8 protein-coding genes are annotated in these 15,816 nt (G+C 37.2%); 6 read left to right on the forward strand and 2 right to left on the reverse strand.

Annotated features, from left to right (window positions below; translation table 11 throughout):
- Positions 1-435 precede the first annotated feature (435 nt).
- Together ACQ2HF_RS08685 and ACQ2HF_RS08690 are read right to left on the reverse strand one after the other, a co-directional pair.
- Complete coding sequence (locus tag ACQ2HF_RS08685; protein ID WP_432410039.1) at positions 436-1,779, reverse strand: sensor histidine kinase; 1,344 nt, start codon at positions 1,777-1,779, stop codon at positions 436-438.
- Positions 1,769-3,121 carry a sigma-54-dependent transcriptional regulator gene (locus ACQ2HF_RS08690; RefSeq protein WP_432410040.1) on the reverse strand — a complete coding sequence of 451 codons (1,353 nt, stop codon included), beginning with the start codon at positions 3,119-3,121 and terminating at the stop codon, positions 1,769-1,771. Before ACQ2HF_RS08690 ends, ACQ2HF_RS08685 begins: the two co-directional genes overlap by 11 nt.
- 219 nt (positions 3,122-3,340) lie before the next feature.
- Between ACQ2HF_RS08690 and ACQ2HF_RS08695 the strand changes: the two genes are divergently transcribed.
- The 6 genes from ACQ2HF_RS08695 (at position 3,341) to ACQ2HF_RS08720 (ending at position 15,809) form a co-directional block, all read left to right on the forward strand.
- Positions 3,341-4,591, forward strand: coding sequence for an efflux RND transporter periplasmic adaptor subunit (locus tag ACQ2HF_RS08695; protein ID WP_432410041.1), 1,251 nt, complete (start codon positions 3,341-3,343; stop codon positions 4,589-4,591).
- Between the two features lie 288 nt (positions 4,592-4,879).
- Positions 4,880-5,578: an ABC transporter ATP-binding protein gene (locus ACQ2HF_RS08700; RefSeq protein ID WP_432410042.1), complete on the forward strand. Its 699-nt coding sequence runs from the start codon at positions 4,880-4,882 to the stop codon at positions 5,576-5,578.
- A gap of 216 nt (positions 5,579-5,794) precedes the next feature.
- A complete protein-coding gene (locus ACQ2HF_RS08705; RefSeq protein WP_432410043.1) occupies positions 5,795-8,227 on the forward strand; it encodes an ABC transporter permease in 2,433 nt (810 codons plus the stop codon).
- 193 nt (positions 8,228-8,420) lie between these two features.
- Positions 8,421-10,841, forward strand: coding sequence for an ABC transporter permease (locus ACQ2HF_RS08710; RefSeq protein WP_432410044.1), 2,421 nt, complete (start codon positions 8,421-8,423; stop codon positions 10,839-10,841).
- A gap of 94 nt (positions 10,842-10,935) precedes the next feature.
- Positions 10,936-13,347, forward strand: coding sequence for an ABC transporter permease (locus ACQ2HF_RS08715; protein WP_432410045.1), 2,412 nt, complete (start codon positions 10,936-10,938; stop codon positions 13,345-13,347).
- Positions 13,348-13,424: 77 nt separating this feature from the next.
- On the forward strand, positions 13,425-15,809 hold the full coding sequence (locus ACQ2HF_RS08720) for an ABC transporter permease (protein ID WP_432410046.1): 2,385 nt from the start codon (positions 13,425-13,427) through the stop codon (positions 15,807-15,809).
- Positions 15,810-15,816: the final 7 nt, after the last annotated feature.

Genomic DNA, 15,816 nt, shown 5'->3' on the forward strand with positions numbered 1-15,816 from the left:
CCAGCAACATTGCCAAAATTGCATTCTTTAAAACGTATTAGAACCACAATGTCTAAGGTAATTTACTATCATGTATATAAGGATACTAATGTGTTGAACGTAAAAGTTTCTGAACTTCGGTTTAAGAATGAATTACTCGGGATAGCTAGTAGTAACCTAGGAAACCGAATTGCTTTCACAATCCTGTTTTTTTTAACTTAACTTCAATTCCTTTCGGGCTATATAAAATCTACTTTTTCGTAATTGTTATTTTTAATCCGGGCTTTCATTTGTTGTAAGGTTTTGGATAGAGATACCCTCATTAAATATATTGGAAGACGAACCGTAAAATTATTTATAAAGAGAGTTTAATTTAAATCTTCTATAGATACCTGTAAAATGTAGAATTAAGGTTGATTGGAACTGAAATGAGAATTAGATAATAAGGGTGCCGATTCAAAAGATTAATGAAAATTCAGTGCCTGTATTGATTTCGCTTTTTACGCTTATTTTCCCTTGATGTAGCATCATAATTTGTTTGCAGAGACTTAAGCCTATACCACTGCCTGTTGCTTTGGTCGTGAAAAATGGAATAAAAATACTATCTAGAACTTCTTCTGGAATTCCTTTTCCATTATCGGTAATGGTTACTTGTACGTTTCCTTTTAGGTTCATCTTAGCAAAAACTGAAATTTCTGGAGTATTAGTTTCTGAAGTGGCATCTAGTGCATTGAGAAGAAGGTTAATTAGCACTTGTTCAATGAGATAAGTGTCAATTTCAAGTTCAAGAGTTTCCTTCTCATACCCAAAATTGAGTTTAATATTTTTTTCTGCAATGGTTGGACGCATCAAGTTTTCTATATTTTGAAATAATGCTGCGGCAGTAATTTTTGTACGATGTACGCTAGTCACTTTATTTAAACTGCGATACGTTTTAGCAAACTTCATCAACCCTTCACTACGTTTCTGTATGCTTGAAATTCCTGAGTAGAGGTCGTCAAGCTCTAAAAAGGTATCATTGGGAGATTCTTGCACATTTTTTATATGGCTTTGGAGTGTTTCAGCAAGTGAAGAAATAGGGGCTATGCTGTTCATTATTTCATGTGTCATTACACTCAATAATTTTTTCCAGGCTTCACTCTCGTTCTGATTGAGTGTGTCGTCTATATTTTGAACCACCACGAGTTTGAAAGATTCTTCATCTACCTCAAAAACCGTATCGGAGATAAGTACCTTGAGCGATTCCTGCTTCGTTTTAAGTGTTGTAGAGGCTGTATTTGGATGGTATGTCTCGAAGAGTTCTTTATATATAAGAGGTTGTCTCTGCTCCACAAATCCAACATTCTTAAAAGAGGGGAAGTCTAAAATTTTTAAGAAACTATCATTCGTCCAAAGCACTTCTCCAGTTTCAACATTATATGCAACAATACCCACATCTACCATTTCGAGAATTTTCTGGAGATACACAAACTGCGCCTGCCGCTCATTATTTATAGATTTTATTGTTTTATGAACCAGATTAAAACCTTTGTGCAATTGGCGTATATCTTGCGAACCGTGCTTTTCACTAAACCATCTTGAAAAGTCCCGATATTTCACCGATTCAAAAAAGTCGTCCATCGCAATAAATCTCTTTATAACGAAACGATATAAATTTATAAATACCACAACAGACGAAAATCCGCCAAGAAACAGAGCATAGGTATGTTTAATCACAATACCATACGCCAGAGCAACTAGTGCTGCCAGCAAGAGTAGTACTCGAAGGAGCAATGCAATTGTGTAGCTTCTATAGGTCATACTTATTCAGTCTTCGGTAGAGTGCAGTTCGGGTAAGACCTAGTTCCTTTGCACTTTTAGAAATATTGCCGTTGTTCTTTTCAATTACGTTGAGGATTGTGAGTTTCTCAACCTCTTCTAGATTAGTTGATTTTACGGATTTTGAAGTGTTTTTTTGTTCCATAGTAGAGAAGGTTAAATCGCTTGCTAAAAGTGCATCACCATCTGCCATAATAACAGCACGTTCCAAAGTATATTGAAGTTCTCGTACGTTACCAGGGAAGCTATGGCTTTTTAACTTCTGTAAAAAATCTGGGGTAAGGGAACGTTTTTCTTTTCCGTATTTCTCACAATAGAACGCTACGAAATGGTGCGCAAGTAAGGTAATATCTGTTTCACGATAGCGTAGTGGTGGTACTGTAAAGTCTACCGTGTTGATACGGTACATTAAATCTTTTCGAAAACGAGATTCATCTGCCAGTTGAGTGATGTTGATATTAGTAGCACATATTAAACGAATGTCTATAGGTATCGATTGGTTAGAACCAAGTGGTGTTACTCTTCTGTTCTGAAGTACAGTAAGCAATCTGGCTTGTTGTGCCAATGAAATGTTTCCTATTTCATCTAGAAACAGAGTTCCCCCATTTGCTGTTTCAAAACGTCCTTGGCGGTCTTCTCGGGCATCGGTAAATGCTCCTTTCTTATAGCCGAAAAGTTCACTTTCAAAAAGCGAATCTGTTAATGCACCCACATCTACTTTTACAAAAGGTTTGTCTTTACGAAGTGAGTGCTCGTGCATTGCCCTTGCTATAAGATCCTTACCTGTTCCATTTTCTCCCAATAGTAGAATATTGGCATCTGTTGGAGCAACTTTTTTAAGTTTTACAAAGACATCTTGCATGGAAGTACTCTCGCCTATAATTATCCCATCGGTTAATGAAACTTTTTCTGAAGATGGAACACTGCTAGTTCTACCTCTTTTTTGAAGTAATTCAGATAGCGTATCGACCAGTTTATCATTTTTCCAAGGCTTCACAATAAAATCAGATGCGCCCTCCTTTAATGACCGTATGGCAAGATTAATATCTGCATAGGCAGTAATTAATATTACGTCCATTTTAGGACTGTGAACTTTTATTTTGTTGAGCCAAAAAATACCTTCGTTCCCTGTATTTACAAGTCCGTTGAAGTTCATATCGAGAATAACAATATCGAAAACTTGTTTATCGAGCAACCCTATTATAGCATTCGGATTTTTATTGGTGACAACTTCATTCACTTTCGATTTCAACAATAGGCGTAAGGCAATGAGTACATCTTCATCGTCGTCTATGATTAATATAGTTGCATTTTTAAGTTTCATCTCTACAATAGTACAAATTTACTACACGTTTCTGCAAAACCGGAATAAAGAATTTTGCAACCTTTTAAAACTGTATCGCCATCGCACACCCTGTGTATCAAAACCGAACACTTTTATAGTTATAAAACCATGTAAGTATCTGGTTATAAGATTTTTAAATTTATGGCACATTCTTTCTAGTAGGATTAGTAGATTTAAAATACTGAACATATTATACCAATGGACATACCTTTAGAAAAAAAACGTTTTAACGCAAAAAAAATAGGCTACCTCCTTGGAGGTGTTGCTATCTTGGGGTTAATCGTATTTGTGCTTATCTCAAGCATGGGAGGGTCAAAGCTTAATGTAGAAAAAGAACGAATTAGTATTAATAGTGCTACCCTAGGCGTTTTTCAAGAAAATATTCCTGTGAATGGAATTATACTTCCCATAACCACAATTTACCTTGATGCACTAGAAGGTGGCCGCGTTGAAGAAAAATTTGTAGAAGACGGGGCGATAATGAAAAAAGGAGATCCCATCCTTAGACTTTCAAATACAGATCTTGAATTGAGTCTCGTAAATCAAGAAACGCAGGTGTATAATTTGCTCACTCAAATGCAAATATCCCAGAATGCTGCACGTCAAAATACGATTAACCGTGTAAATCAATTTACAGATGTAGAAAATAGTCTTATAGAAGCAAAGCGTGTCTATGATCTTAATAAAAAGCTGTACGATAAAGACGCTATAGCGCGTCAAGATCTTATTCAAGCTGAAAATAACTACAACTATCAGAAAGAACGGATGGCTTTGAGTAATCAGATTCTTGCACAGGATTCTATCTCGGTAAAAATTGAAGGAGGGCAGGCACGTAACTCCTATCAAAGAACACAAAATGCACTAGAGTTAATGCGACGTAAGGTTGCAGATTTGGTAGTGCGAGCGCCTGTAGATGGTCAATTAACATCCTTAGATGCAGAAATAGGTCAATCCAAGAACAAAGGAGAACGCTTGGGCCAAATTGATGTATTGAGTGGTTTCAAAGTACGAGCAGATATTGACGAACACTATATTTCCAGAATTTATACGGGACAAACTGGAAGCTTTACCTACAACAACGAGCTGTACACCTTGGAGATTAAAAAGGTGTATACACAGGTGACTAACGGGAGATTTCAAGTAGATATGCAGTTTCAAAAAGAAGCAGAAGGAATACGTCGTGGACAAACATTACAGATTCGTCTCGCATTAAGTGATGAAAAACAGGCATTACTTATTCCAAAAGGTGGTTTCTTTCAAAAAACAGGGGGTAACTGGATTTTTAAAGTGAGTGAAGATGGAAATACAGCTTATAAAGTAGCCATCACTCTGGGTTCTCAGAATACAGAGTATTACGAAGTAGTATCAGGGCTTGAGCCAGGAGATAAAGTAATTACGAGTAGTTATGACAACTATGGAGAAGTTCAGGAATTAGTCTTGAAAGAATAAGTATTACAATTCAAATTAATAAGTAATTAAAAAATAATAATTATGAGATCTTTAAACGAACCACTAAGATTAAATCGAGTTTGGAAAGCGAAAGCCTTTGCAAAAGAACAGGCGAGATCTACGCGAATTAGAGAGCAAAGGTTTTAATCAAGCTAAACAACATACGGAGTTATTTTGATGTAAAGATCTCTTTTTGAGTTTGGTTATAACAAAATAGTTTCAACAAAATGTAGTAAGAAAATCTCTTCCTGCTTCACAACAATCAATTATTTATAAATAAATAAGAGTATGATTACGATTACAGATTTAGAAAAATATTACGCTACAGAGGAAGTGCGTACAGTAGCATTAAACAAGCTTTCATTTAGTGTACAGCAAGGTGAGTTTGTCGCCATTATGGGGCCATCAGGTTGTGGGAAGTCTACACTATTGAATATTCTTGGATTACTGGATGATCCAGATGGTGGAAGTTTCATCTTTAACGGCATTGAGGTGGCTGGATTTAACGAACGTAAGCGTGCAGATTTACGCAAACACAATATAGGTTTCGTATTCCAAAGCTTTAATCTTATTGATGAACTTACTGTATATGAAAATGTAGAACTCCCATTAATCTACACAAAAGTACCTGCAGCAGAGCGTAAAAAGCGTGTTGAAGAGGTGCTCGAAAAAATGCAGATTATGCACCGTCGTAAGCACTTTCCACAGCAACTTTCTGGTGGACAACAACAGCGGGTGGCCGTTGCTAGAGCTGTCGTAAATAATCCAAAATTAATCCTTGCAGATGAGCCTACAGGAAATTTGGATAGTAGCAACGGTAACGAGGTGATGGATTTATTAACAGAACTAAATGCCGCAGGAACTACTATCATTATGGTTACCCACAGTGAGCACGATGCAAAATACAGTCATCGTATTATAAGAATGCTGGATGGGCAGAAAGTGACGGAGAATGTACTTTCAGCGTATACATCGGTGGAGATTTAACACGCTTTTGCGAAAACATCTTCCGAATTTAATTCAGGAGCGTTAAAATATTAATATCTCTTGTGTGGACAAAAGAAACGCTTTCGCGGATATTAAGTGAATCCAAAGTAAAGGCGGTTGAGTAATTTTTGTGAAAGCTAAAATTATATGGAAACCTTCGACAGCAGCACATCAATCAAAGAACGAACAGACCTCATCAGTCAAAAAATATAAGTTATGCTCAAGAATTACATTAAAATAGGATTTAGAAACTTAAAACGGCAACCGCTGTTTACAGGTATTAATATTCTTGGACTCGCTGTGGGGATGGTGGGGAGCTTGCTCATTACCCTATTTATCATCGATGAGTTAAGCTACAATAAGATGTTTGTAGATGCAGATCGCATCCATCGTATTGATACGGATGTAAAATTTGGTGGTGCCGAAATAAAAACCGCAGAAGCATCTGCACCTATGGCAGGTGTTATGAAGAGAGACTTTCCTGAAGTAGAGAGTACGGTACGGTTCCGTGACCGAGGGGAGTTACTCATACGAAGTACTGAAACGCAGGAAAATACGAAGGGAAGCGATGCAACCTATGTAGATCCTAGCTTTTTTGAGTTTTTCGGCATTCAACTCTTAGCAGGCAACGAGGAAACGGCACTTAGCAATGCAAATACGCTAGTGCTTAGTGAATCTGTCGCGCAGAGAGTTTTTAACACCACAGATGTAGTAGGAAAAACAGTGTTACTAAGCAACAAAACCACTTATAAAGTTACTGGCGTTGTAGAGGATCTTCCTAAGAATTCTTTTCTTAAAGACCACGGTATTTTTATGGCGATGGACGGTCATCCAGACTCAAAAGGAGACTTGTGGGGAAGTATGAACTATTACACCTACGTAAAACTAAAACCAGAAACTGACGTTGAGACCTTTGATAAAAAAGTAGCGGGTATGCTAGAAACCTATATGCTACCCTGGGCAAAAACAGTGTTCCCAACAATGACTCCTGAGGCCTTTTCTGCCTCTGGAGATTATATTGATTATCACACTACATCCTTTAAAGATATTTATCTGCACTCAGATCGTGCGACAGAGATGAGTGAGACCGGGAGTATTCAAGATGTTTATATTTTGGGAATAATCGGTTTTTTTTTAGTATTTCTTGCTTGTGTTAATTTTATGAACCTTTCGACAGCACAATCCTTGCGACGTGCTAGAGAGATAGGCATACGCAAGACACTCGGGTCTAGTAAGAGTACGTTGATATGGCAATTTATAAGCGAGTCACAACTGGTAGCAGTTGTTGCGATGGTCATCGCTTTTGGGGTATCACTTTTAGTGTTGCCATACTTTAATAAACTTGCTCAAAAAGACATTAGAATTCCTCTCGAAAATCCATTGTTTTGGTTGGTGATATTGATAGTTACCTTATTATTAGGATTTATTTCCGGGAGTTATCCTGCTTTTTTTATGTCTCGCTTTAAGCCCGTAGAAACTTTAAAAGGAGAGATTAAAGGTAAAATAGGCGGCGGTGTGGTGCGCAGTGGTTTGGTCATATTTCAATTTACGGTGGCGGTCGTGCTTATTATAGGCACACTAGTCGTTTTTAAACAGCTCAAATTCATACAGAATAAAGATTTGGGGTTTGACAAAGAACAGGTTTTACTTATCGACAATGTGTTCTCTGCGGGGAATCAACTCGACGCTTTTAAAGCTGAAGTGAAAAAAATAGGAGCTGTTAAGAGTGTAACTATAAGTAGCCAAATGCCCACACCATCTAATAGGTCTAACAGTACATATTTTTTAGAAGGGAAAACAAACCCTGGCGATGCACTACAGTTACAAGAATGGAAAATAGACTATGATTATGTCAACACCTTGGGGATACAATTTGTTGCAGGTAGAGACTTTGATAAAAATATCACTACAGATGCGGAAGCAGTAATCATTAATGAAGCGAGCTTACTCACCTTGGGGTTAAGTGCAAACGAAGCCTTAGGTACTCGAATTTCTGAGGTTAATGAAGGAGATAATCCACCAAATTATACGGTTATAGGAGTAATTAAAAACTTCCATTATGAATCGATGCGTGAGAAAGTAGGTGCACTAGCGCTATTTATTGATAAGTCTAACGGAATGATGGCTGTAAAGATGCAATCTCAAGATTATACGGCTACCATAGTACTTATTGAAAACCTTTGGAAAAAGCAAGCACCTGGACAGCCCTTTGATTATAGTTTTATGGATGAAGATTTTGAGGAGACCTATAGCAAGGATCGCCGTATAAGTAGTATACTTCTCATCTTCACGGGACTGTCTATTTTTATTGCTTGTCTTGGATTATTTGGACTGGCTACCTTTAATGCACAACGACGTTTTAAAGAGATAGGTGTGCGTAAAGTCTTAGGTGCCAGCGTGAGTCAGATTACAGTTGGACTTACCATAGATTTTTTAAAACTAGTATCTATAGCCACGGTCATTGCACTACCCTTGGGTTGGTACGCGATGCACACTTGGCTACAAGATTTTTCGTATCGCACCACTATAGGTTGGGAAGTTTTGGTTGGAGCAGTATTGCTGGTAACCATTATAGCTGCGTTAACAGTAAGTTATCAAAGCATTAAAGCAGCTACGGCAAATCCAGTGAAGAGTTTGAAAACGGAGTGATGGAATTTAGATCTGTCATATTTTTTGAAACCTAACAAGTCTAATAGGAATTGAGCTTTCGCGAAAGTACAAAATATAAGGATCTCGGGTGGACTAGATATCCGCTGTAGTTTATCCTGAGCGATAACCGAAGGACTGATAACAAATTAAATCGAATAACGAAGAGACTTCATCATTCAAAAACAAATCAATTATGATTAGGAACTACATTAAAATAGCATTTAGGAATTTATGGAAGGAACGTACGTTTACTGCGCTCAATATTATAGGCTTGACGGCTGCTTTTGGTGTTGCCTTTTTATTGAGTATGTATGCGCTTTTTGAACTATCTACAGATACGTTTCATACAAATAAAGATTCCATTTTTCAAGTGTATACAAACGAAGAAAGACCAAAAGGAACGGAATCTGCATTGTCAAACCCAGTTCCTTTTGCTTCTGCTTTACAGGAGGAAGTTCCAGGTATAAAATATACAACACGATATAGAAATGGGGGTGTCGAGGTGATTATAGGGAATAAAAAACACTATATAGGAATGATCTGGGCAGACCCTAGTTTTTTTAAGATGTTTACGTTTCCAGTAGCTTTAGGGGATGAAAAAAATCCACTTAGCAATAAGGCATCTGCTGTGCTGTCTTTTGAAACGGCAAAGCGTCTTTTTGGTGATGAAAACCCCGTAGGAAAAATTATTAATTTACCAGATAACGGAACGTTAAAACCCGTTGTCATTACAGCCATTTTAGCCGAGTATCCACTAACGAGCTCTTTGAAGCCCGATGCTATTTTTAATTTTACAAATGCCCCTGCAAACTGGTACACACAAAATTTAGATGACTGGAGTAATCATAACCATGAAGTATTTATACAGCTTGAAGAAGGTGTGACCACAGCTCAGTTTGAAACGGCGACAAAACCATTTTCTGAGCTACATTTTGCTGATAATATCGCTAGAGTAAAAAGAGACGGTGCACAGAAGAACGTAAACGGTGACTACCGTCAAATAAATCTTCTACCGCTCACAGATCGCAACTTTGTAAGTATTGAAAACAAAGTGCTTACTGTGAGTAAAACTTTAGAATATCTTATCCTTGGGATTGCTTTACTTATTTTATTTATTGCGAGCGTCAACTTTATAAATATGAGCATTGCAAAAGGTGCACAACGCTTGCGCGAAATAGGAATGCGCAAAACGTTAGGTGCTAATAAAGGGCAATTATTCCTTCAATTTTGGGGAGAGAGCTTATTTGTGTTTCTAGTGTCAGTTTCTTTAGGGGGGCTAGTCGCTGTGCTACTACTTAAACCTTTTCAAGAATTATTTAGAACAAAAGCATCCTTTGCTAGCATAGCAAATCCTACGTTAATTATTGGTCTAATCCTAAGCTTTTTAGCCATCACGTTTATTGCTGGAGGCTATCCTGCATATTTGATGAGCAAGCTTAGTACACTACAAGCACTTAAAGGTACAATAGAAATACATAGTAAAAACAGGGTGCGCAACGTATTGATGGTGATTCAGTTTAGTATAGCCATTGTACTCATAAGCGGTACGCTGGTACTTTGGAATCAGTTGGAATTTATGCGTACTAAAGATCTTGGATTTAATAAAGAGCAGGTTATTTCTATTCCTATGAATAGTGTGGAAGATGGTTCAAAAACCTTGAGATTACTCCGTAATGAGCTTTCAACGAAACCAGACATCGTAAGTGTATCTGCTTCGAGTAATATTTTAGGATATGGTCGGGATGAATCATCGAGTACCAGCGTCACAGGTTTTGAACATCAAGGGCGTGAGGTGAAGACGAATATCCTTATGGTAGATTATGAGTATCCTGAGACACTAGATATGGAACTCGTCACAGGAAGAACTTTTAGCCGAAATTATGCAACAGATACTTTGTCAGTTATAATCAATGAAGCAATGGCAGCGCAGTTTACAGAAGAAAATCCACTGGATATTGTAATGAATCTTGATGAATTAGGAGCATATAAAGTGATAGGAGTTCTAAAAGATTTTAACTTTCAAAATTTAGATAAAAGCATTGAACCGCTTTCTTTATTTATGAATAAGAACAGTCGCGTGCGCTATGCATACATACGTGTTACTCCAGATAACCTTGAGCAGTCTTATAAAGAGATAGAGAAAGCTTGGAATATCGTCGAGCCAGATCGCGAATTCTTAGGATCATATCTAGATGAAAATATAGACCGTACGCTACGAAAAGAGCGTAAGATGTCTACCATGATTTCTAGTGGTTCCATCCTAGCCATCGTATTAAGTTGTATCGGTCTTTTTGCAATTTCATTATTGGTTGTTGCACAGCGCCGAAAGGAAATAGGAATCAGAAAAGTTGTGGGTGCGAGTGTACAATCTATTGCAGTATTACTCACAAAAGATTTTTTAAAATTAGTGTGTGTTGCTTTTGTAATAGCAGCTCCAATCTCATGGTGGGCCTCCTCACAATGGCTGCAGGGCTATACCTATCGTATCGATTTAAACATTGGTGTGTTTTTAGTCTCAGGTTTCATTGCTTTAGCTATAGCTGCCATAACAATAGGAACAAGAACTATAGGAGCAGCTATGGCAAACCCTGTGGACAGTTTAAAGACGGAGTAAAAAACAGAAAATAGTAAGCATCAATGACACTAGGACTAATGGGATTTATACTTTGTTGTCGTCGTTATGCAGCTGTAAATAAATAAGAAACAATATGTTCAAAACCAATCTCAAAATAGCCTGGCGTAACATTCATAAGAACAAAGGAATGTTTGCAATTAATATTATTGGTCTATCCTTTGGTATTGCTACGTGCCTGCTTATAAGCTTATTTGTTTTCGACGAACTTAGTTACGATCGTTATAACGAAAAAGCAGATCGTATGGTACGGGTGGTGTTTAATGCAACAATCAATGGCGAGCAGATGAAAGAAGCCGTAACAATGGCACCCGTGAGCGCCGCGTTTATAGAAGATATTCCGGAAGTACTGGACGGAACGCGTATTGATAAATTATATAACCCTAAGCTCACGTATAATAACACCAGCTATAGAAATAGCAAATTTGCCTATGTAGATCCTAACTTTTTCGAAGTCTTTACATTACCTATTGTAAAAGGAGATGCCCTTACGCCGTTAGCGAAGCCTAATACTATCGTTATTACTACTAAAGAAGCCGAAAAGTATTTTGGAAATGAAGACCCCATAGGTAAGCAGCTCGTTCTTGAACGGAACGGTGACCATAGATTTACTGTCACGGCGTTAATTGATGAAGTGCCGTCTAACTCTCATTTTCACTTTAACATTTTTGCCTCTACAGAAGGATATGCACCAGCTAAGAGTACATCTTGGACAGATTCAGGATTCTTTAACTATCTCGTTCTAAAAGAAGGAACGGACCTCGCAGCTGTTCAAAAGAAGGTTCCAGCTCTGATAGAAAAATACATGGGACCACAAATCAAAACAGAAATAGGTATTTCATATGCAGAATTTACTTCAAAGAACAAAGTTAATTTAGTGCTACAACCCCTTACAGACATACATTTAAAATCCAATTTTACAGCTACCTCCCAAATTGAACAAGGAGGAGATATTAAAACGGTTTATATTTTTACGGCAATCGCAATTTTTATGCTGCTTATAGCCTGCATTAATTTTATGAATCTCTCAACCGCATCTGCTTCAAAAAGAGCAAAGGAAGTTGGCATACGTAAGGTATTAGGCTCTACTAGAAAACGACTTATCATCCAGTTTATGGTTGAAGCATTCATGGCAACAGTAATTGCAGTAGTGCTGGCTATTGGAATATTTATGATAGCCTTCCCTATATTTAATGAACTTGCTGGGGAGCGTTTAAATATTGCGTATTTACTGAAACCACAGATTATTTTAATTTTGGTAGGTTTTTTAATTTTCATACCATTTTTAGCAGGTGGCTATCCGGCATTTTTTCTTTCTTCTTTTAAACCCATTAAAGCGATAAAAAGCAAATTTAGTGGCTCTGGAAATAATAACCTGCGCAGTGGTTTGGTGATTTTTCAATTTATCATTTCAGCTTTATTGATTGTAGCGACACTCGTGGTTGAGCAACAGATGCAATTTATACAACAAAAGGATTTAGGTTATGACAAAGACCAATTACTTGTTTTGAGAGATGCCTATTTACTGGGTAACGATATTGACGCTTTAAGGAACGAGTTATTGGCAGATGCGAGAGTTTCTCAAATAACACAATCTGCTTATACTCCCGCAGGAAATTCGGATGTGAGTATGTCTGGTATATTTCTAAACGATCAGTTCCTGCGTAGAATGTTTACCTATGATATTGATGATCAATATATCCCCACGATGAATATGGAACTTGTCTCTGGTCGTAATTTTTCTAAAGACTTCGGTATTGAAGATGATAAGGTGATTATTAATGAGACTGCTAGAAAAGCGCTCGGTTTTGGGAATGATGCTGTAGGTGAGGTGTTTGTAAGGGATACCAATGACGGTAAAAAAGAACTCACTATTATCGGGGTAGTAAAAGATTTTCACTTCAAGTCATTAAAGCAAGAGGTAGAACCGCTTATAATGCTTAATAATCCGTATGGAGGTCTTATTGTAAAAGTAAGAAGTAAAGACATGTCTGGGCTTATCGAGATGGCAAATACTACGTGGTTGCATTACAATGCGAAAGAAGTTTTTGACTATTTCATTTTGGATGATGCATTTAATGAAACGTATGTATCGGAACGAAAAATGGGGTATACGCTCACCTTATTTGCCGGTCTCACCATTTTTGTAGCCTGCCTTGGCTTATTTGGTCTGGTTACCTATACCGCAGAACGCAGAATAAAGGAGATAGGGATACGTAAAGTCTTAGGCTCTTCGGTCTCTCAAATCGTAACATTATTATCTAAAGAATTTCTGAAACTCGTCATGATTGCATTCATTATTGCATTTCCATTGGCCTACTATATAATGAAAAACTGGTTACAGGATTTTGCATACCGTATAGATCTTAGTCCTTGGGTTTTTGTGTCCTCGGCTCTTATAACCATGTTTATCGCATTTCTTACAGTAGGCATAAAAGGTATACAGGCAGCGAGTGTGAACCCCATAAAGAGTTTGAAAACTGAGTAACGGTTAAAAAAATAAGTATGCTTAAAAATTATTTAAAAATAGCATTTAGAAATCTGTGGAAGAACAAGGTTTTTTCTATGATTAATATCATTAGTCTTTCTATTGGACTCAGTGCAGCTTTTGTGATTGGGATGATGGTGTACTATGATTTTACATTTGATGAATTCCATAAGGATGGGGATCGTATATATAGAATCGTGACAGATGTAGAAACTGCTGAAGGTTTAGAAAAGTATGATGGCGTAACCACCCCTTTACGTCTGGAGGTAAAAGAAAATATGACGGGTATTGAGCAATCTGCCTTCTTTAATATTTGGTGGGTGAACCAGTCTAAAACAGCAATTTCCGATCAAATTTACAGAGATCCTGAACATATTATTTTTACCAATCAGGATTATTTTGATATGTTTTCTTATCAATGGCTTGCGGGCTCAAACCACGATATTTTAAATAAACCAAATGAGGTTATTCTCACCGAAGACCGCGCAAAAACATATTTTCCATCACTCTCTCCAGCAGCGATTGTTGGAAAACAAATAATATACAACGAAACGATTACTGCCGTGGTGAAAGGAGTTGTCGCAAACCTAAAGGGTCGTACAGACCTGGTTTTTCAAGAATTTGTATCCTTAGAAACTGCAAAACAGACAGAAGATGGTGAGCAAATATTTACAGAGAGTTGGGGAAACACAAATTCTGCCAGTCAACTATTTGTAAAAATTACAGATAAAACAGCACTTACTTCAATTAATAGACAACTAAAAAAACTAGCTGTGCTACATACAGATGAATACCGTATAAAATTTGGACAAACGAGGGATTTTGTATTACAACCATTATCTGAGCTTCACTTAAATACCGATTATGGAATATATGGTTATGAGGAAGATCAAGCAAGTAAGGATATTTTAATAGGACTTGCTTTGGTAGGACTTTTTTTACTACTTCTGGGAAGTATTAATTTCATTAACCTGAATACAGCACAAGCAACCCAAAGGGCAAAAGAAATAGGCGTGCGAAAAACTTTAGGAGGTTCTCGCAGGCAGTTGATTACTCAATTTTTAACAGAGACGTTTGTTATTACTGGCATTGCCGCAATCGTATCAGTAGTGCTGTCCATCTGGATGCTTAGTGTTTTTGATGAATTTGTCCCTAGCGGACTTACAGCCTCAATGATACTGCAGCCTCAAATTATAGGGCTTATAGTTACTATATTTATTGCAGTCGCGCTACTTTCTGGTATTTATCCTAGTCTTGTATTGTCAAGTTTTAAACCAGCCAAAGTTTTAAAAGGAGACCAAACCATTTCAAATAAAAGCAGTGGGATGCGTAAAGTGCTTACTGTTTTCCAATTTTCGATCGCACAGATTTTTATTATTGCCACGCTACTTGTTGGGAAGCAGATTTATTTTTTAATGCATAAAGATTTAGGTTTTAAAACAGACGCGATTGCTTACATAGAAACCCCATGGAGCGATATTTCTGCTGATAGTAGAATACTTTTAAAAACGGGTATTCAGGGAATATCTAAAATTGGTAAAGTAAGCCTTGGAGGAATGCCGCCCGCATCTCAAAATATGGCTACAAGAAGAGTTGTTTACAATACAGATAAAACGGAAATTGTTAAAAATGTACAGGTCTTAAATGGTGATACTAACTATTTGGATATTTATAATATCCCATTACTCGCGGGTAGAACCATACTTAATGACACCATAGATGAGTATGTCATAAATCAAGCAAGTCTAAGTGCTTTTCGCTTTAAAAGTCCAGAAGATGCTGTGGATCAATACTTACAAATAAACGGTAAAGAAAAACTCATAGTAGGTGTCATGGCAGATTTTAATCAACGGTCACTTAAAACTGAGATTGTCCCTCTTATGTTTACTGGCGATAGGGGTAGAAGCCGTCGAACTAATTTTAGATATGCACATATCCTATTAGCAGGATCTACAGCAAATTGGAAAGAGACGCTTTCAGACGTTGAACAGGAATTTAAAAAAGTATATCCCCAGAATGATTTTAAAGTGACTTTTATAGACGAGACTATTGCAAACTTCTATACCCAAGAGCAGCGTATTTCCACGTTGCTTAACTGGGCAACAGGTCTTTCTGTACTTATAAGCTGTTTGGGATTGTTGGGATTGGTAATACATACTACAGAGCGGAGAACTAAAGAAATAGGCATTCGTAAAGTACTTGGTGCGTCTTTAGCAGAACTCAATGTGCTATTATGCAAAGAATTTTTAGTACTTGTTGGGCTTTCATTTATAATAGCCGTGCCCTTATCCTATTGGGGTCTCAGAAATTGGTTACAGGATTTTGCCTATAAAACAGAAATGAGTTGGTGGGTATTTATCCTAAGCGGTATTTCGATGGTTTTTATTTCTCTCATTATAATGAGTATTCGTACAATGTCAACAGCAATGAAAAACCCGGTAAAGAGTCTAAAAACAGAGTAGCTGTGAG

Source organism: Rasiella sp. SM2506 (assembly GCF_050859505.1).
Classification (GTDB): Bacteria; Bacteroidota; Bacteroidia; order Flavobacteriales; family Flavobacteriaceae; genus Marinirhabdus.

What these genes read in the sequence shown, in the direction of transcription:
- ACQ2HF_RS08685 (WP_432410039.1), bottom strand. Translation starts at nt 1,779, where the DNA reads ATGACCTATAGAAGCTACACAATTGCATTGCTCCTTCGAGTACTACTC.
- ACQ2HF_RS08690 (WP_432410040.1), bottom strand. Translation starts at nt 3,121, where the DNA reads ATGAAACTTAAAAATGCAACTATATTAATCATAGACGACGATGAAGAT.
- ACQ2HF_RS08695 (WP_432410041.1), top strand. Translation starts at nt 3,341, where the DNA reads ATGGACATACCTTTAGAAAAAAAACGTTTTAACGCAAAAAAAATAGGC.
- ACQ2HF_RS08700 (WP_432410042.1), top strand. Translation starts at nt 4,880, where the DNA reads ATGATTACGATTACAGATTTAGAAAAATATTACGCTACAGAGGAAGTG.
- ACQ2HF_RS08705 (WP_432410043.1), top strand. Translation starts at nt 5,795, where the DNA reads ATGCTCAAGAATTACATTAAAATAGGATTTAGAAACTTAAAACGGCAA.
- ACQ2HF_RS08710 (WP_432410044.1), top strand. Translation starts at nt 8,421, where the DNA reads ATGATTAGGAACTACATTAAAATAGCATTTAGGAATTTATGGAAGGAA.
- ACQ2HF_RS08715 (WP_432410045.1), top strand. Translation starts at nt 10,936, where the DNA reads ATGTTCAAAACCAATCTCAAAATAGCCTGGCGTAACATTCATAAGAAC.
- ACQ2HF_RS08720 (WP_432410046.1), top strand. Translation starts at nt 13,425, where the DNA reads ATGATTAATATCATTAGTCTTTCTATTGGACTCAGTGCAGCTTTTGTG.